Annotated in this window: 15 protein-coding genes and 1 pseudogene; 7 read left to right on the top strand and 9 right to left on the bottom strand. The window is 69.4% G+C overall.

The window, feature by feature from the left end; translation table 11 throughout:
- Nucleotide 1 precedes the first annotated feature (1 nt).
- Together N5079_RS35365 and N5079_RS17045 are read right to left on the bottom strand one after the other, a co-directional pair.
- Entirely contained in the window at nucleotides 2-2,890 is a 2,889-nt protein-coding gene (locus N5079_RS35365; protein ID WP_315967855.1) for an ATP-binding protein, read from the bottom strand.
- 362 nt (nucleotides 2,891-3,252) lie between these two features.
- Nucleotides 3,253-3,417, bottom strand: coding sequence for a hypothetical protein (locus tag N5079_RS17045; protein ID WP_261584824.1), 165 nt, complete (start codon nucleotides 3,415-3,417; stop codon nucleotides 3,253-3,255).
- Nucleotides 3,418-3,669: 252 nt separating this feature from the next.
- Between N5079_RS17045 and deoC the strand changes: the two genes are divergently transcribed.
- The 3 genes from deoC to N5079_RS17030 all read left to right on the top strand — a co-directional run bounded on the left by deoC (nucleotide 3,670) and on the right by N5079_RS17030 (nucleotide 7,116).
- Nucleotides 3,670-4,608 carry a deoxyribose-phosphate aldolase gene (deoC, locus tag N5079_RS17040; RefSeq protein ID WP_261584823.1) on the top strand — a complete coding sequence of 313 codons (939 nt, stop codon included), beginning with the start codon at nucleotides 3,670-3,672 and terminating at the stop codon, nucleotides 4,606-4,608.
- Between the two features lie 10 nt (nucleotides 4,609-4,618).
- Nucleotides 4,619-6,046: an aldehyde dehydrogenase family protein gene (locus N5079_RS17035; RefSeq protein ID WP_261584822.1), complete on the top strand. Its 1,428-nt coding sequence runs from the start codon at nucleotides 4,619-4,621 to the stop codon at nucleotides 6,044-6,046.
- A gap of 179 nt (nucleotides 6,047-6,225) precedes the next feature.
- Nucleotides 6,226-7,116, top strand: coding sequence for an aldehyde dehydrogenase family protein (locus N5079_RS17030; protein ID WP_261584821.1), 891 nt, complete (start codon nucleotides 6,226-6,228; stop codon nucleotides 7,114-7,116).
- A 325-nt stretch (nucleotides 7,117-7,441) separates the two neighbouring features.
- Here the strand turns inward: N5079_RS17030 and N5079_RS17025 are convergent, their stop codons facing one another.
- The 3 genes from N5079_RS17025 to N5079_RS17015 form a co-directional block, all read right to left on the bottom strand.
- Nucleotides 7,442-7,717 carry a hypothetical protein gene (locus tag N5079_RS17025; RefSeq protein ID WP_261584820.1) on the bottom strand — a complete coding sequence of 92 codons (276 nt, stop codon included), beginning with the start codon at nucleotides 7,715-7,717 and terminating at the stop codon, nucleotides 7,442-7,444.
- 22 nt (nucleotides 7,718-7,739) lie between these two features.
- Nucleotides 7,740-8,891, bottom strand: a complete 1,152-nt coding sequence (rho, locus tag N5079_RS17020; RefSeq protein WP_410007798.1) for a transcription termination factor Rho — start codon at nucleotides 8,889-8,891, stop codon at nucleotides 7,740-7,742.
- 491 nt (nucleotides 8,892-9,382) lie between these two features.
- On the bottom strand, nucleotides 9,383-9,961 hold the full coding sequence (locus tag N5079_RS17015; protein WP_261584819.1) for a hypothetical protein: 579 nt from the start codon (nucleotides 9,959-9,961) through the stop codon (nucleotides 9,383-9,385).
- A 228-nt stretch (nucleotides 9,962-10,189) separates the two neighbouring features.
- Between N5079_RS17015 and N5079_RS17010 the strand changes: the two genes are divergently transcribed.
- From N5079_RS17010 to lipB, 3 genes are all read left to right on the top strand, one after another.
- A complete protein-coding gene (locus tag N5079_RS17010; RefSeq protein ID WP_261584818.1) occupies nucleotides 10,190-11,215 on the top strand; it encodes a YbhN family protein in 1,026 nt (341 codons plus the stop codon).
- 111 nt (nucleotides 11,216-11,326) lie between these two features.
- The gene (locus N5079_RS17005) at nucleotides 11,327-11,518 is read left to right on the top strand and encodes a PspC domain-containing protein (protein ID WP_261584817.1); all 192 of its coding nucleotides are present in this window, start codon (nucleotides 11,327-11,329) and stop codon (nucleotides 11,516-11,518) included.
- A gap of 129 nt (nucleotides 11,519-11,647) precedes the next feature.
- Nucleotides 11,648-12,289 carry a lipoyl(octanoyl) transferase LipB gene (gene lipB, locus N5079_RS17000; protein ID WP_261584816.1) on the top strand — a complete coding sequence of 214 codons (642 nt, stop codon included), beginning with the start codon at nucleotides 11,648-11,650 and terminating at the stop codon, nucleotides 12,287-12,289.
- 106 nt (nucleotides 12,290-12,395) lie between these two features.
- Here lipB and N5079_RS16995 read toward each other — a convergent pair whose 3' ends face one another.
- Nucleotides 12,396-13,946, bottom strand: coding sequence for an amino acid permease (locus N5079_RS16995; protein WP_261584815.1), 1,551 nt, complete (start codon nucleotides 13,944-13,946; stop codon nucleotides 12,396-12,398).
- Nucleotides 13,947-13,956: 10 nt separating this feature from the next.
- Nucleotides 13,957-14,292 (bottom strand): hypothetical protein, encoded by a 336-nt coding sequence (locus tag N5079_RS16990; protein WP_261584814.1) that lies wholly within the window; start codon nucleotides 14,290-14,292, stop codon nucleotides 13,957-13,959.
- Nucleotides 14,293-14,512: 220 nt separating this feature from the next.
- Between N5079_RS16990 and N5079_RS16985 the strand changes: the two are divergent.
- Nucleotides 14,513-14,614, top strand: a pseudogene (locus tag N5079_RS16985) (glycine cleavage T C-terminal barrel domain-containing protein); the annotation flags it as partial.
- An 86-nt stretch (nucleotides 14,615-14,700) separates the two neighbouring features.
- Here the strand turns inward: N5079_RS16985 and N5079_RS16980 are convergent.
- Entirely contained in the window at nucleotides 14,701-15,579 is an 879-nt protein-coding gene (locus tag N5079_RS16980) for a sugar kinase (protein ID WP_261584813.1), read from the bottom strand.
- Between the two features lie 207 nt (nucleotides 15,580-15,786).
- Nucleotides 15,787-16,332, bottom strand: a complete 546-nt coding sequence (locus N5079_RS16975) for a type 1 glutamine amidotransferase domain-containing protein (protein ID WP_261584812.1) — start codon at nucleotides 16,330-16,332, stop codon at nucleotides 15,787-15,789.
- Nucleotides 16,333-16,395: the final 63 nt, after the last annotated feature.

Below are 16,395 nucleotides of genomic sequence, written 5' to 3'. Positions count from 1 at the left end.
GCTAGCCGAGGAGGGCGAGGCGGTGCGCGGCGGCCGCCGCTTCCCCTCGGGTGGAGACGCCCAGCTTGGGCAGGATGTTCGACACGTGGACGCTCACCGTCTTGGCCGAGATGAACAGCTCGCCCGCGATGTCCCGGTTGCTCAGCCCGGCCGCCACGAGCCGCAGCACCTCAAGCTCACGCGGGGTCAGCGCGGCATGCTCGTCCAGGGCGCCGTGCCGTACGGAATGGGAGTGCCGTACGGAACCGGAGAGGGCGATGCCGACGCGGCGGGCCAGGGTCTCGATCTGGGTGGCCAGAGGGACCGCCCGGAGATCGACGGCGAGCGGATACGCCTCGCGGAGCCGTACGGCCACGCCGTCGCGGTCGCCGGACGCGGCGGCGGAGGTGGCCGCGTGCAGCAACGCCTTGCTATGGACGTAGGGACGCCCGAGCGCCTTCCACCGCTCGGCCGCCGCGTCGAAGTCGCCCTCGTAGACGAGGCGGAAGGCCTCGCTCACCGGTCCGCCGCCGTACATGTCGACCGCGAGTGCGTCACCCCTGGCCCGCAGGGTGGCGACCCTGTCGGGCTCGATGGACGCGGCGGCGTCACAGGCCATCCGGATCGCGGCGAGCAGCCGCCAGCCCAGCATGGCCTTCTTCGACAGCGGGGGGTTGGTCAGCGCCCCTTCGGCCACCTCGAGCGACTTCAGCGGCTCGCCCCGGAGGAGATGCCAGGCCAGGAGGAGCCGGGTGTTGCTCGTCCACTCCTGGGCCCACTCCTCGGGCTGGCGGGCGAAGGCGCCCACCTCGGCGAGGATGTCCTGGGCGACGTCCTCCTCGCCCCTCGCGATGGCGATGTCGCCCCTGACCCGCAGGAGATGCCACCGGTTCCGCAGGGACGGACCCATGCTCATGGCACGCTGGACGACCTCGATCGCCTCGTCCCAGCGGCCCAGGGACTCCAGCGCCTCCGCCCGGTTGTTGGCGATGAAGACTCCCTGATGGCGGTACCTGCCGTATTCCCGTGCGAGCTTCTCGCCCTCGATGGCGAGCGCCACCGCCTCCTCGGAGCGGCCCAGGTTGTCGAGCGAGTCGACGTTGTTCGCCAGCGCCCGGAGGACGACCCGGGCGGACTTCAGGCGGGTGCCGATCGCCAGAGCGCGCTCGTTCGTGGAGAACGTCCGCTCCAGGTCTCCCGATATGGAGTGCCCGAGCGCCAGGTTGATAAGCAGATCGGCCTCCTGGCACTCGTCGCCCCTCTCGCGGGCGATGCGCAGCGCCTCCTGGGTCACCGCGGTCCCCTCGATCACGTGGTCGGCCACCATCAGCAGCGTGCCGAGCCGCCCGAGCACGAGGGCCCGCGTGTCGCTGGGCGTGGGGACGAGCCGCTCGGCGTGCCGGAGGTCGTCGAGGGCGCCCGGCTTGCCCTTCTGGACCTTGATGTTGGCCATCCGCACCATGAGCGCGGCCACGCGCTCGGGCGAGGTGGTCTCGTCGAGTTCGGCCAGCGCGCCCTTCACGAACTTCATGCTGCGGTCCATCTCGTCGGTGACGTACGCCGCCTCGGAGGCACGCTCCAGGACCGTGACGTGGTCCACGCCGATGCGCTCGGCAGCGTCGGGGACCTTGTTCCACAGGGTCAGCACGCGTTCGAGGAGCTGGATCTGCTCGGTGTAGGCGTACGCGTGGACCGCCTTCTCCGCCGCCTCCCAGGCCGAGATGAGCGCCCACAGGTCGTTGCGCGCCGAGTGCCAGTGGTGCGCTATCTCTATGGCCGCCCGGCCGGGCGGGACGAGCGTCCGGTCCCGGTCGATCTCCTCCGCGTAGCGCGCGTGCATCCGCGCGTGCTCGCCCGGCAACAGCTCGTCGTGTACGGCCTCGCGGATCAGAGCGTGCCGGAACGCGTAGGCCCGGCCGTCGGCCACCTGGAGGACGTTCGTCGCGATGGCGGGCCGCAACGCGTCTTCGAGATCGACGTCCGACAGGCCGCTGACCGCCGCGAGCAGGTCGTGCCCGACCCTGACCCCTCCCGCGGCGGCGGTGCGCAGCGCCCGCTGGGTCTCCTCGGGCAGCCGCTCGACCGAGCCGATGATGAGGTCGTGGAGTGACTCGGGGAACGAGCCGTCGTTCCCGCAGTCGAGCAGCGCCTCGACGAACAGCGGGATGCCGCCGCTGCGCTCGAAGACCTTGTCGACCCGGGCGAACTCCGGCGTGACGCCCAGGATGCCGGCCATCTGCGCGGCGACCTCCTCCTGGGTGAACCGGGGCAGATCAAGCCGGATGACGCCGTCCACCCGGCTCAGCTCGGCCAGCACCGGCCGGAGGGGGTGGGTGCGGTGCAGTTCGTCGGACCGGTAGGTCATGACCATGAGCACGGGAGCGGTCCTGAGATTGCGGCTCAGGAAGGCGATGAGGTCGCGGCTCGACCGGTCGGCCCAGTGGATGTCCTCGATGACGAGGACCACGGGCCGCCGCTCGGCCAGCCGTTCCAGCAGGGCGAGGATCAGCTCGAACAGCCGGGCGCGGGCGGACTCGGTCTCGCCGTCGCCACTGGGCTCGCCGAACTCGGGAAGCAGCCGGGCGAGCTCGCGGGCGGCGCCCTCGGGGAGGAGGGCGGCCACCTGCACGGCGCTCGTCTCCCTGACGAGCTGGCGCAGCGCCGCCGTGAAGGGGGCGTAGGCCAGGCCCTCGGTGGAAAGCTCGACGCACCCTCCGATGAGCACGTGAGCGCCGTCCTGGTTCGCCCGCTCGGCGAACCGGCTCGTCAGCCGGGTCTTGCCGACCCCCGCCTCGCCGCCGACCAGCACCGCCGCCGCTGCCTGCTTGCGGGCCTGGCCGAACGCCTCGTCCAAAGTCTCCAGTTCCGCATCCCGCCCGACGAAGACGGGGCTCACAGCCCGGCGCGTCATGTCGTAAAGCATGTCATGCCCTCTGTATGGCTTCGCGTGATTTATCGGTCGGTGAACGGTGTGTCGGGATTGTGCCGGTATCGCGGGAGGTTGTGCCTGCCGTGAACACGGCGCGCGACGTGCCCCCGAATGGACGTCGCGGCGTGTCCGGCCGGGCTCGCGTGTGCCGGCATGGGCTCGCATGTCCCGGCATGGGCTCGCGTGTGCCGGCCCGGGCTCGCGTGTGCCGGCATGGGCGGCTGGTACGGCCTGCGGAGCGGCGGGGTGAGGGCCGATCGTGGGGCCGGCGGGTCAGGGCTGCGGTCAGGGCGGCTGGAAAGCCCGGCCGGGAGGGAGGCTCCGGCCGGGCATTCGAACGCGCTTCATGAGGTGCGGGGCTTGCCGAACACCGCGCGCAGCCGCCGCTGCCCGGTGCGGTGAGCCTTCCGGCCGGCTACGGCCTCGCGGGCCCGGCGGTGGCTGGCGGCCTCCTCCTGAAGCTCGGCGGCGCGGTTGATGACGATCTGGTAGTGCAGTTCGGGACCCATTTCGGTGTCTCCTCGTTCGTCCCTTCCCTTACACACTCAAGGTTCGGTCTAAGACCCCTGCCGACACATCGGGCGGATGCCTTATCTCCGGCGGAACCTTGGGCGTAGGTCGCCTAAGACGTGCGTATGGCCGCCTTAGATGGGGTGGCGGCCATCGCTTCGGGCAGAACTGCCAAAGAAAGCGGCAGCACCTCGGCTGCGGCCAGTTTGGAATCAATCGGACCGGTCAGCGATGCTGGACCGGTGTCAACTATGACTACTCCGCTTGCGGAGGTCGCCTCTTCCGCCTCGACGCTACGGGCGTTCCTGCATGGCCTTCCCGGCGTGGACCGGGTCGGCGCGGACGCCAGAGCCGCGATGCTGGCGACGCGATCCATCAAGACCACGGCCAAGAAACAGGCCATCGACCTGGCCATCAGCATGGTGGACCTCACGACGCTCGAAGGCGCGGACACCCCCGGCAAGGTCCGGGCGATGTGCGCCAAGGCCATGCAGCCAGACCCCATGGACCCCTCCGTCCCCGCCGTAGCGGCGGTCTGCGTGTACCCCGACCTGGTCGCGACAGCCGTACAGGCCCTTGCTGGTTCGGGGGTGAAGGTGGCGTCGGTGGCCACGGCCTTCCCGAGCGGCCGCTCGTCGCTGGAGGTGAAGGTCACCGAGACCGCGCTCGCGGTGGCCGCCGGGGCGGCCGAGATCGACATGGTGATCGACCGCGGCGCGTTCCTCGCCGGTGACCACGTCAAGGTCTTCGAGGAGATCGCGGCGGTCAAGGCCGCCTGTGGGCAGTCGCATCTGAAGGTGATCCTGGAGACGGGCGAGCTGGCGACGTACGACAACGTGCGCCGGGCGTCCTGGCTGGCGATGATCGCGGGAGCCGACTTCATCAAGACCTCGACCGGCAAGGTGTCGCCGGCCGCGACGCTACCCGTGACGCTGATCATGCTGGAGGCCGTCCGCGACTTCCTGTCGGCCACGGGCCGGAAGGTCGGGGTGAAGCCGGCGGGCGGCATCCGGACGACCAAGGACGCGATCAAGTATCTGGTGCTGGTCAACGAGACGGCCGGGCCCGACTGGCTCGACCCGGACTGGTTCAGGCTCGGCGCGTCGTCGCTCCTCAACGACCTGCTGATGCAGCGCCAGAAGATGGCCACCGGCCGGTATGCCGGTCCCGACTACTTCACCCTGGACTGAGGCGGCGACCATGTTCGAGTACGCACCCGCGCCGGAGTCGCGGGACATCGTCGACATCAAGCCGTCGTACGGCCTGTTCATCAACGGCGAGTGGGCCGAGCCGCTCGCCGAGGAGCGGCACAAGACCGTCAACCCGGCGAGCGAGGAGGCTCTGGCCGAGGTCGCCTGGGCGGGCGAGGCCGACGTGGACCGGGCCGTGCAGGCCGCCAGGAAGGCGTTCGCCGTCTGGTCGGTCATGCCGGGATCCGAGCGGGCCAAGTACATCTTCCGGATCGCCCGGATCATCCAGGAACGTGCCCGTGAGCTGGCCGTCCTGGAGTCGCTCGACAACGGCAAGCCGATCCGCGAGTCGCGCGACGTGGACCTGCCGCTGGTCGCGGCGCACTTTTTCTATTACGCGGGCTGGGCGGACAAGCTGTCCTACGCCGGGTTCGGCCCCGACCCCAAGCCGCTGGGCGTCGCCGGGCAGGTCATCCCGTGGAACTTCCCTCTGCTCATGCTGGCTTGGAAGATCGCTCCCGCGCTGGCCTGCGGTAACACGGTGGTGCTGAAGCCCGCCGAGACCACGCCGCTGACGGCGCTGGCGTTCGCGGAGATCTGCCAGCAGGCCGATTTGCCGCCCGGCGTCGTCAATATCGTGACTGGGGCGGGCGAGACGGGTGCGGCGCTCGTCCGCCACCCCGACATCGACAAGGTGGCCTTCACCGGCTCCACCGAGGTCGGCCGCCAGATCGCCCGGAGCGTCGCCGGATCCAGGAAGAAGGTCACCCTGGAGCTCGGCGGCAAGGCCGCGAACATCGTCTTCGACGACGCGGCCCTGGACCAGGCGGTCGAGGGCATCGTCAACGGCATCTTCTTCAACCAGGGCCACGTCTGCTGCGCGGGCTCCCGGCTGCTCGTCCAGGAGTCGGTCGCCGAGGAGTTGCTGGACGCGCTCAAGCGGCGGCTCTCCACGCTGAGGCTCGGCGACCCGCTGGACAAGAACACCGACATCGGCGCGATCAACTCGGCCGCCCAGCTCGCCAAGATCCGCGAGTTGTCGGAGGCGGGTGTGTCGGAGGGGGCCGAGCGGTGGTCTCCGGCGTGTCCGATCCCCGACAAGGGGTACTGGTTCCCGCCCACCATCTTCACCGGTGTCGCGCAGTCGCACCGCATCGCCAGGGAGGAGATCTTCGGCCCGGTCCTGTCCGTGCTGACGTTCCGCACTCCCGCCGAGGCCGTGGAGAAGGCCAACAACACGCCGTACGGGCTGTCGGCCGGTGTCTGGACGGAGAAGGGGTCGCGCATGCTGTGGATGGCGTCCCGGCTCCGGGCCGGCGTCGTCTGGTCCAACACGTTCAACCGCTTCGACCCCACGTCGCCCTTCGGCGGCTACAAGGAGTCCGGCTATGGCCGTGAGGGCGGGCGGCACGGTCTGGAGGCGTACCTTGCAGTGTGACGACAGACGCCGCCGTCGCCTCGTCCGCCGGGCCAGGGCCGGCGCGGGTTACGGCTACACGCGTGCCCAGCGTTCGAAGCGCTTCGCCGTACGGCATGGCTGGTTCGCCCACCGGGGCGGAGTCTGCCGGTGCGGCCAGACCTACCGGCCGGCCCGGCCACTCCAGATTGGATCCTTCGATGAGTGAGCGTGTGGCCGCCCAGGCAATGGAGCGTCTGGCCGTGCGGAAGACGTACAAGCTGTTCATCGGCGGCGCGTTCCCGCGATCGGAGAGCGGAAGGTCCTATGTGGTGACCTCCTCAAAGGGTGAGTTCCTGGCGAACGCGTCCAAGGCGTCCCGCAAGGACGCGAGGGACGCCGTGTCCGCCGCCCGCAAGGCGTTCCCGGGCTGGTCGGGCGCCACCGCGTACAACAGGGGCCAGATCCTCTACCGCGTCGCGGAGATGCTGGAGGGTCGCCGGGCCCAGTTCGTCGCCGAGGTGGTGGACGCCGACGGCGTCTCGGCGAAGAAGGCGGCCGAGCTGGTGGACGCGGCCGTCGACCGGCTCGTGTGGTACGCCGGGTGGTCGGACAAGATCGGCGCGATCCAGGGCTCAGCCAACCCGGTCGCCGGGCCGTACTTCAACCTCTCGAGCCCCGAGCCGACCGGTGTGGTGGCCGTCGTCGCTCCGCCGATGGGCCCGCTGCTCGGGCTCGTCAGCGTGATCGCTCCCGTGATCGTCACGGGCAACACGTGCGTGGTGGTCGCGTCGGAGCGGGCGCCGCTGCCGTCGATCACGCTGGCCGAGGTGCTCGCCACGTCCGACCTGCCGGGCGGCGTGGTGAACATCCTCACCGGCTCGGCCGCGGAGATCGCCCCGTGGCTGGCGGGCCACATGGACGTCAACGCGATCGACCTCACGGGCGCCGACGCGGAGCTGGCGGTCACGTGCGAGGAACTCGCCGCCGAGAACCTCAAGCGCGTCCTCCGGCCGCCCGCGGCCAAGGTCGACTGGCTGGCGGACCCGGGAACCGGCCGCATGACGGCATTCCTCGAAACCAAAACCGTCTGGCACCCCATCGGCACCTAGTCGCCGTGATCATGCACAGATTCCCGCGGGGCCTTCCTGACCTGCGCAAACCCGCGTCGTGATCATGCACAGGTTCCCCGCGTGACTGCGTGTCCTGCGCAAACCCGCGTCGTGATCATGCGCAGGTTCCGGCATGTCCCTCGCTACCTGGGTTTACGCCGCCCGTGATCATGCGGGGTGCGGAACTGCATGATCACCCGGACGTTGCCGCAGGCCGCCGCCATGACGGGGAACCCGTGCATGATCACGGAAGGAGTGGGCCCTGGCCGGCGGCTATGATCGGGACTTTGTGCATGATCACGCTGAAGGTGGGTGGGGGCGGGGGTCAGTCGCGGAGGAGGAGCTCGGCGACTGTGACGCGGTAGTGGGAGCGCGCCGTGAGACCGATGATCAATGTCAGCCACATGTCGTCGTTGATCCGGTACACCGCCCGCTCCTGCGGGAGGGCCGGGTGCTTGGGCGTGTGCCGAACGGCCAGCTCCCTCGCGATGGAGCGCGCCTCTTCGCGCTCGCCCTTGACCTCGTAGATGTCGGAGATCCGCCATTCCTTGCGGTCCCCGATGCCGATGTTCTCCTCGATGAGGACGCGCCACTGGCTCATAGGGGCGATCATGCCAGGGAGCTCAGGCGTTCCGAAGGGTGAGGAGCAGCTCGGCGTTCGAGCCGGTGTTCTTCATCGTGGCCAGGAACGGCTCGAACGACTCCTGGTTGTGCAGCGCCTTGCGGAGCTTCCAGACGAGGGGCAGCTCGGCGGCGTCGAGCATGAGCTCCTCCCGCCGGGTGCCCGATCCGGTGACGTCGACAGCGGGGAAGACCCGCTTCTCGGCGAGGCTCCGGCTGAGCCGCAGCTCCATGTTGCCGGTGCTCTTGAACTCCTCGAAGAGGTAGTCGTCCATCTTCGAGCCGGTGTCGATGAGCGCGGTCGCGAGAATCGTGAGCGAGCCCCCGTCCAGCACGTTGCGGGCCGCGCCCAGCACGCGCTTCGGCGGGTGTACGGCTCGCGCGTCGAGGCCGCCGGTCAGGATGCGCCCGCCGTTGGGGGCGGCCATGTTGTACGCGCGGGCGAGCCGGGTGATCGAGTCGATGAGTATGACCACGTCGTAGCCGAGCTCGACGAGGCGCTTGGCCCGCTCGACGGCGAGCTCCGTGGCGGCGATGTGCTCCTGGGCGGGCCGGTCGAACGTCGAGGCGATGACCTCGGCCTTGACGGATTCCCGCATGTCGGTGACCTCTTCGGGCCGCTCGTCGACGAGCACGACCATGAGATGGCATTCGGGGTGGTTGGTGGTGATCGCGTTGGCGATCGCCTTGAGGAGCAGGGTCTTGCCTGCCTTGGGCGGCGCCACGATCAGGCCGCGCTGCCCCTTCCCGATCGGCGCCAGCAGGTCGATCACGCGGGTGGCGAGCACTCCGGGCGAGGTTTCGAGGCGGAGCCGTTCGTCGGGATGGAAGGGGACGAGGTCGGCGAAGTCGGGACGGGGCCGCCCCGGAGGGAGGCCGTTCACCGTGTCGACAGCGGTCAGCCTGCCTCCCTGGGACGTGCCGTAGACGACATCGCCGGAGCGCAGGCCGTGGTCGCGCACCAGAGTGAGCGGGACGACGACGTCGTTCGGCCCCGGCAGGTATCCGCGGGCGCGGAGGACGGCGTTCTTCGCCGTGACGTCGAGGACGCCCGTGCTGGACACGGGTTTCGCGGGCCGCTCGGCCGTACGGCCGGACCCGGTTTTGCCGCCGTCCACGCGGGACCGCGGAGCGGCGGTGAGGGTAGTTGTCATGATCGTTTCCTTTTGAGTTGGGATGCCGGCCCAGGTTCCATGGGAGGGGCGACCGGGCGGCGGCGTGAGAGTGTCGCGACGTAGGTCGCGTGGAGCCTCCTCGGCGGTGCGGTGGGCGCCGACATGGAGGAGGAGTCCGACGCGTTGCTCCCGGAGCCGCCAGATGAGAGGGCGGCGCGTGATCACGAACGGGGCTTTCGCAGGTCAACGCCGGCACCAAGGAACTTGTGCCAGATCACGGCGACCATGTGAGCAGCTCAGACGGCTACTCCAGGAGTTCGTGCATGATCACGCCGAGGGGGAGCGCATGGGCCGCAGATGGGGCCAGAACCATGCGATCTATCGTCAATGTAACAGACGACGCGAGGCCGCTCCATAGGCTCTATGGGCCACTGCTTCGCATCGGCGACTTCCGTCAACTGTAACAGGGGGCGTCCCCTCTCGATTCCCCGACGTACGGCATGCCGTACGGAGATGGGCATCGGCCGAGGTCAGCGGGATTGGAGGGCGTCGAGGGCCACGGCCATGGCGATGACGAGCCGGCGGTCGAGGCGGGGGTCGTGGATGTCGATGACGTACCGGTCCCGCAGGCCCCACCGGCGGTCCACGGAGAAGGCGATGGAGGCGCCCACACTGAAGTCGAAGTGGTAGGGCAGCCACGACAACGAGTCGGCGAAGCGGCGCAGCAGCGCGACGGCGAAGTTGCGCTCCTGGCCGGTCAGGGTCGGCAGGCCGGGCTGCTGGAGGTGCCACGTCGAGCGCAGCAGCGACTGGCCGAAGTCCTTGCGGAACATGCCGATGGGCGCGCCGGTGTGGTCCACCACGTCGTACCCGCTCCCGAGGTCGATGACCTTGCGGGCCTTGAACCCGGAGAGTGCCTGCTGCCGTGACTCGTCCGTGTAGAGCGTCACCTGCTCCTTGAAGGCCAGCCGCTTCTGCTCGGCGAACGCGACGGTCGGCCCTTCCGAGTCGTCGGGCTGGGCCACATGGACGACGTACCGGTTCACCATCATGGTGATCTTCTGACGCAGGATGAGCCGAGTCTGCGCCTGAAGGTTCGAGATATCCATGTGAATCTCCATAGGGGGTGTGATTACACCCTATACGCGGATGCAGGCGGAGATCAGGTTCCAGGGTGGGGGCGCTTGCCGGCCGATTTCCGGAACCTGGCAATCTCGGATGGGGCAATTGCCGCAGATCCGGCATCGCCCCACCCCCGCCTCGGGAGTCACCATTCCCGTGGAACGCGGTCCGGCCGGTCACCACCGGCGGGACCGCACAGAAGACAAGGAGTCCCCATGTCTCGCCCGTTGAGATGGGCACTGGTGCTCGGCGCGGCCGGGCTGGCGCTGTTCGTCCTCAAGGACAAGATCCCCGACGGCGACGAGCTCTCGCGTTCCATGACGGGCCTCCGCCCCGGCTGGCTCGGCGTCGCCGTGGTGGCGGAGGCCATGTCCATGGCGACCTTCGCCCGGCTGACCCGCCGCCTCCTCACGCTGGGCGGAGCACACCTGACGGTTCATCGGGCCGTGGCGCTCACCTACGCGCGCAACGCCGTGTCCAACTCGCTTCCGGCGGGGCCGGTGCTGTCGATCGCCTACGCCACGCGCCAGTTCGCCCGGCTCGGGGCGGCGAAGCCGCTGACCGCGGCCACGCTCGTGCTGAGTGGCGTCTACTCGACGGCCACGTTCTGCGTGCTCTGCCTGATTGCCCTGCTGGGCCAGCCCTCCACCAGGGTGCCCACCGTGCTGGCCCTCGCCGCGCTCGCCGTGACCGCCTCGGCCGCCGTCGTGCTGCGCCCCCGGGGGCTGCGTGACTGGCTGCGACGGCGCAGCCCCGGGACGTTCGACCAACTGCGGGCCGCCAGGGGCGCGATCAGGCTCGCCGGACGCGACCGGCTGGCGCTGATCGGCCTCGCGCTCGCCAACTGGCTGCTGGACGTGGCGTGCCTGGCGGCGGTGTGCGCGGCGGCCGGGGTGACGATCGGGCCGCACACGGTGCTGCTCGCCTACGTCGCCGCGAAGGCCGCCGCGGTTCCGGCCCTCATCCCCGGAGGGCTCGGCGTCACAGAGCTCGGTCTGGCCGGCACGTTGATCGCGGCGGGAGTCACGGGCGGCGCGGCGGCGGCCGTGGTGCTCCTCTACCGGCTGATCTCCTACTGGGCGGTCCTGGCGGCGGGCTGGCTGGCCTGGCTGCTGCTCCTCGACGGCTTCCGCGCCCGCCTGGCCGTCGCCGGGCACCGGCTGTGGATCGCCTTCATCCGCGGGAACGTGGTCATGGATCCCTGCGCCGCCGCGTACAGCTCCTGCGACCTCTGGCGCTGAGCCGCCTGATCCCGAGTCAGGGTTTTCTCAGGGTCTCCTGCGGAACGGGGTCTCCTGAGCGGTTCGTTGAACCGTATGACAGTTGAACCGCATGACGAAGGGGGTTCGCCGATGTACCGATCGAGACAGCACAAGATCATCGCCGGTGTCTGCGGAGGGATCGCGGAGCGCTACGGCATGACGCCGACCGCCGTGAGGCTGCTGTTCCTGCTCTCCTGCCTGCTGCCCGGCCCGCAGTTCGTCATCTACCTCATCATGTGGATCGCGGTGCCCAAGGCCCCGGTCGGAGCGGGCTACCGCTGAGGCCGCCCGGCTGCCGTCCAGCCGGGCCTTCGGGGCGGGGTCTGGGCGGAGCCTTCGGGGCGGGGTCTGGGCGGAGCCGGGCGCGTGGGTTCCGGAGCGGCGCTCTATGCTCGCAAAGGAAGAGGTGACATGAATATGCAGGCAAGGCCGCTGGCACTCATCCAGGACGAGCTGGTCGACTACGACAAGGCCATGGAACGTATGGAGGCGCTGGTCCAGGAACGGCAGGACGACGAGCGGCCGGACACGCTCTGGCTGCTCAGCCATCCCTCGGTCTTCACCGTCGGCAAGCGCACGCTGGCGGCGCACCTGCCCGACCCCTCGGCCGGCATCCCGGTCGTCACGACCGGCCGGGGCGGGCAGCTCACCTACCACGGCCCCGGGCAGCTCGTGGGCTACCTCATCGTGAAGCTCCGTGCCGGCGAAGGCGTCGTCGACTACATCCGCGAGGTCGAGTTGCGGCTTGTCGAGGCGCTGGGCGAGCTGGGCGTCCCGGCGGAGAGGCGTGACACCCCGCCAGGGTCGGAGCTGCTCACCGGCGTCTGGACCCGCGACACGGCCCGCAAGATCGTGTCGATCGGCATGCGGTCCAGCCGGTCGGTCACCAGCCACGGCTTCGCGCTCAACGTCGACGGCGACCTCACGCCGTGGGACCTCGCCATCCCCTGCGGGATGCCCGACGTGGACATGACCTCCGTGGCGCGTGAGCTGGGCGAGGCCTCCATGGACGAGACCCGCGTCACCGTCGCCCGCGCGTTCGAAGCCTCCTGATCCGTTCCCGCTCAGCCGTACGGCCCGCTCCGGGCGGGGCGGGCCGTACGGGACAGTCGGGGACAGACAGGGACAGACAGGGACAGCCGGGACGGGTCGGGGAGGGTCAGGCGACGGGCTCGGCGGCCTCGGCGTCCTCGACGGTGCGGCGCGGGCCGGTGAACCAGTGCCTGGCGGACAGCGCCCACCACAGGGCGATGCCGATGAGCACGGCGCCCACGGCGATGGGCGCGTAGTTCACGGAGGTCCAGGTGAAGCCCTTGTTCCCCGGAACGCCCGCCGGTGCGATGGGCAGGATGAAGTAGATCGAGATGATGGCGATCTCCACCACGGAGATCCACCCGAGGACCTTGTACTTGCCGCCCAGCGTCCACGGCCCCGGCTGGAACGAGTCTCCCGCGCGGAGCCGAAGCCAGATCGGGATGAGGAACGCGAGGTAGAGCCCGATGACCGCGATGGACACCACCGCGAGGAACGCCACGGGGGTGGCGCTCCCGGGAGGCGCGTACAGCGCGGGCAGGGTGATCAGCAGGGCCACGGCGCAGCCGCCGATGATGGCGTTGACCGGGGTCCGGTTCTTGTCCACGCGCGACCACAGCCGCCAGCCGGGGACCGCGCCGTCACGGGAGAACGCGTAGGTCATCCGCGACATCGACGTCACGCAGCTCATGCCGCAGAAGAACTGCCCGATGGTCGAGATCCCGAAGATCACCGTGGCGAGGCTCGACGACAGCGACGACGTGAAGATGGCCCCGACGAAGCCGAACTCCTTGTTGACCGCGTCCACGTCCGTGGCCGCGAACAGGAAGGCCAGCAGGAGGATCCAGCCGCCGATCGCGGAGTAGAAGATCGACTGCCACAGCCCCTTGGCGGCCGTCTTGGCGGCGCCGTGCGTCTCCTCGGACACGTGCGCGCACGCGTCGAACCCGGTGATCGTGTACTGCGTGAGCAGGAAGCCCAGCGGCAGGACGTAGAGCCAGAACGTCGGCCCTGAGGTGGTGCCGTCTCCGAAGCCCGAGTTGTTGAACCGCTCGAACAGGAAGCTGACGCTCTGGTGCTTCGACGGTCCGAAGATCAGGATGAGGACGACCGCCGCCGCTCCGAACACGTGCCACCAGACGGAGACGTTCTGGAGCACCGAGATCAGCCGGTGGCTGTAGATGTTGATCAGCGCGTGGAGCACCAGGATGATCGCGAACAGCAGGAACGTCTGCCGCAGCGCGTCGCCCTTGGCCCAGCTGTCGCTGAACCGGCCGATCGTGATGTTGAGGAACGTGGCGCAGCCGTAGTCCACGGACGCGGTGACCGCGATCAGCCCCACGAGGTTGAGCCAGCCGGTGAACCAGCCGTGGATCGGCCTGCCCAGCTTGGCCGCCCACCAGTAGATGCCGCCTGCGGTCGGGTATGCCGAGACCAGCTCCGACATGCAGAAACCAATGATCAGGATGAAAGCCGAGATCAGCGGCCAGCCCACGGAGATGGCGAGAGGCCCTCCGTTGTTCCACGCCTGGCCGAAGGTGGTGAAGCAGCCGGCCAGGATCGAGATGATGGAGAAAGAGATCGCGAAATTGGAGAACCCGCTCCAGGTCCGGGAGAGCTCCTGCTTGTAACCGAGCTCGGCAAGTCGTTGGGCGTCGTCGTCGAGGGCTTGCGCCATCAGGCCTCCTCTAGTTCGTGGGCGGTATCCGGCCGTCGATGAGATGGCCGAAGCTCGGATCCTCGATGTCGCGAACGGCCTGCGCGAACTTGTCCGCGGCCTCCGCGCTGTGGTCGAAGCCGGGAAGAGCCCGGTCGCGGACCAGCCGCTGGGGAAGAGCCCGGTCGCGGACCAGCCGCTGGGGAAGAGCCCGGTCGCGGACCAGCCGCTGGTGGACGGCGAACCAGAGCGTCCACGCCAGGTTGGAAATGATCAAGATGGAGAAGTCGTTCACGTAGCGCGAGGTGACCGGCCGTCCGGCCCGGCCCGCGACGAGATCCAGCGCGTCATTGACGGCATCTGGCATGCCCGGCTCCTTTTGGTCTACCTTCAGACCATTGATCCGATTGTCTGGGCCGGGTGTTACAGAAACAAGCAACCTCATGCCGACTTCTCAGGTAGCTGGGACGGTACCAACGTCACAACTCTCCGTGGAAGCCCAAGCAGTGGTGATCGGCGGGGGTGTGGCCGGATGCGGCGTGGCCATACCCCTTGGCCCGGCTTGGCTGGACTGACAGCCGGTCTCCCGGGTGACCAGCGGCGGGTACGGCTACCGCGTCCGCGGCTCGATCGCCTACGCGCACCTGCCCATGGACACAGGGGCCGGCACCCGCGTGGAGATCGGGATCAACGGGGGGTCGGCGCGGAGATCGTTCGCGAGCCTCTCTACGACCCCGGCAACGCCCGCGTCAGGAGCGAGCCCTGGAACGCGTGATCACGGCGGCAATTCGGCACGGGTGGGAAGGCCCTGCCACGAGCTGGGACCGGCCACGGAAAAGGCGGCGAGCGAGATGCCGCGCTTCAGCCGGTCGGCGGGATGCAGGCCGTCGAGGAGCGCGCTGAGATATCCGGCGACGAAGGCGCCGCCGACTCCGGTGGGATCGACCGCGGTCACGGGGGCGGCCTGGGTGTCGTAGCGCAGACCGTCGACGGTCGCGCTCGCGCCCTTGGCGCCACGCGTGACGACCAGCTCGGGGATCCCCGGAAGCGCCGTGTCCACGAGCTGCAACTCGTCCTGGGTGGCGAAGAGGATGTCGGCCGAGACGGCCAGCTCGCTCAGTGCCTGCCGGGCCTCCTCCACGCTCTCCCACAGATGGGGGCGGTGGTTCACGTCCACGGAGACGAGCACTCCGGCGTCTGTCGCCAGCTTGACCGCGTGGTGGACGGCGCTCCAGGCGTATCCGCTGAGCGCCGGGGTGATGCCGGTGACGTGCAGAACTCTCGCCGACTGGATGGCCTCCGCGGGGACGTCGCCCGTGGAAAGGCGCGACCCCGCGGAGCCCTCCCGGTAGTGGACCGCGTGCGACAGGCGGCCGATCCGGCGCTGGCGGATCACGATGCCGGTCGGCGCGGTCTCGTCGATCCGGACATGGGAGACGTCGACTCCCTCGCCCCGCAGCACGGTGAGCGTCCGGACGCCGAGCTCGTCGACGCTGACCCGGCCGAGCCAGGTGACGGTGTGACCGAGCCTCGCCAGCCCCACCGCCACCGTGAGCTCGGCGCCCTCGACGTCGAGACGCGCGGTCATGTCGTGCCTGATCCGGTCGGCCGAGACGACGCCCAGCGCCTCTCCGAGCGTGAACACCTCGGTCATGCCAGTCTTCTCCGCGCTCTGTTTCTTACGAGCCGTCTCTCCGGGAGCCGTTTCTGAGCGAACCGTTTCTCAAACCGTTTCTGAGTGAACCGGCTCTCCGGGGATCGTCCGATCAGCCTCCGGCCGTCCTTGGTGATCGGTCCTTGGCGATCCGCGACGCGGGCAAGCATGGCAGAGGTCGTTCCGCCCGGGAAAGGCGTATGCCGATCAGGACCCGAACGCGTCGATCGCCGCCTGGCAGAACGCCTTCAGGTCGTCAGGCTTGCGGCTGGTGACGATGACGTTGGCGCCGCCCGTGCAGACCATCACCTCCTGGTCGACCCACTTCGCCCCGGCGTTGCGCAGGTCGGTCTTGAGGCTCGGCCACGACGTCAGCGTACGGCCGCGCACCGCGTCCGCCTCGATCAACGTCCACGGCCCGTGGCAGATGGCCGCCACCGGCTTGGCGGAGTCGAAGAACGCCCCGACGAACTCGACCGCCTTCGGATGCATGCGGAGTATGTCCGGGTTGGCCACCCCACCGGGAAGGACCAGCCCGTCGAACTGCGCGGCGGACACGTCGTCTACCGTCGCGTCGACCGGGAAGGTGTCGGCCTTGTCGAGGTGGTTGTACGCCTGGATCCGGCCCGGCTTGGTGGAGATCAGACGCGGCGTGCCGCCCGCCTGCTCGACGGCCTTCCACGGCTCGGTCAGCTCGACCTGCTCGACTCCCTCGGGAGCGACCAGGAACGCGATCGTCTTTCCCTGGATCATCACTCGCCCCTTCCGTTGCGATTGGTCAGTTGTCAGTCCAAAAATCGCCTGCCCAGCTATCTG

Origin of the sequence: Planotetraspora sp. A-T 1434 (assembly GCF_025420585.1) — a bacterium.
GTDB lineage: Bacteria > Actinomycetota > Actinomycetes > Streptosporangiales > Streptosporangiaceae > JAOEGB01.
This window is presented reverse-complemented; position numbering and strand designations above follow the sequence as displayed.

What these genes read in the sequence shown, in the direction of transcription:
- N5079_RS35365 (WP_315967855.1), bottom strand. Translation starts at nt 2,890, where the DNA reads ATGACGCGCCGGGCTGTGAGCCCCGTCTTCGTCGGGCGGGATGCGGAA.
- N5079_RS17045 (WP_261584824.1), bottom strand. Translation starts at nt 3,417, where the DNA reads ATGGGTCCCGAACTGCACTACCAGATCGTCATCAACCGCGCCGCCGAG.
- deoC (WP_261584823.1), top strand. Translation starts at nt 3,670, where the DNA reads ATGACTACTCCGCTTGCGGAGGTCGCCTCTTCCGCCTCGACGCTACGG.
- N5079_RS17035 (WP_261584822.1), top strand. Translation starts at nt 4,619, where the DNA reads ATGTTCGAGTACGCACCCGCGCCGGAGTCGCGGGACATCGTCGACATC.
- N5079_RS17030 (WP_261584821.1), top strand. Translation starts at nt 6,226, where the DNA reads ATGAGTGAGCGTGTGGCCGCCCAGGCAATGGAGCGTCTGGCCGTGCGG.
- N5079_RS17025 (WP_261584820.1), bottom strand. Translation starts at nt 7,717, where the DNA reads ATGAGCCAGTGGCGCGTCCTCATCGAGGAGAACATCGGCATCGGGGAC.
- rho (WP_410007798.1), bottom strand. Translation starts at nt 8,891, where the DNA reads ATGACAACTACCCTCACCGCCGCTCCGCGGTCCCGCGTGGACGGCGGC.
- N5079_RS17015 (WP_261584819.1), bottom strand. Translation starts at nt 9,961, where the DNA reads ATGGATATCTCGAACCTTCAGGCGCAGACTCGGCTCATCCTGCGTCAG.
- N5079_RS17010 (WP_261584818.1), top strand. Translation starts at nt 10,190, where the DNA reads ATGTCTCGCCCGTTGAGATGGGCACTGGTGCTCGGCGCGGCCGGGCTG.
- N5079_RS17005 (WP_261584817.1), top strand. Translation starts at nt 11,327, where the DNA reads ATGTACCGATCGAGACAGCACAAGATCATCGCCGGTGTCTGCGGAGGG.
- lipB (WP_261584816.1), top strand. Translation starts at nt 11,648, where the DNA reads ATGAATATGCAGGCAAGGCCGCTGGCACTCATCCAGGACGAGCTGGTC.
- N5079_RS16995 (WP_261584815.1), bottom strand. Translation starts at nt 13,946, where the DNA reads ATGGCGCAAGCCCTCGACGACGACGCCCAACGACTTGCCGAGCTCGGT.
- N5079_RS16990 (WP_261584814.1), bottom strand. Translation starts at nt 14,292, where the DNA reads ATGCCAGATGCCGTCAATGACGCGCTGGATCTCGTCGCGGGCCGGGCC.
- N5079_RS16980 (WP_261584813.1), bottom strand. Translation starts at nt 15,579, where the DNA reads ATGACCGAGGTGTTCACGCTCGGAGAGGCGCTGGGCGTCGTCTCGGCC.
- N5079_RS16975 (WP_261584812.1), bottom strand. Translation starts at nt 16,332, where the DNA reads ATGATCCAGGGAAAGACGATCGCGTTCCTGGTCGCTCCCGAGGGAGTC.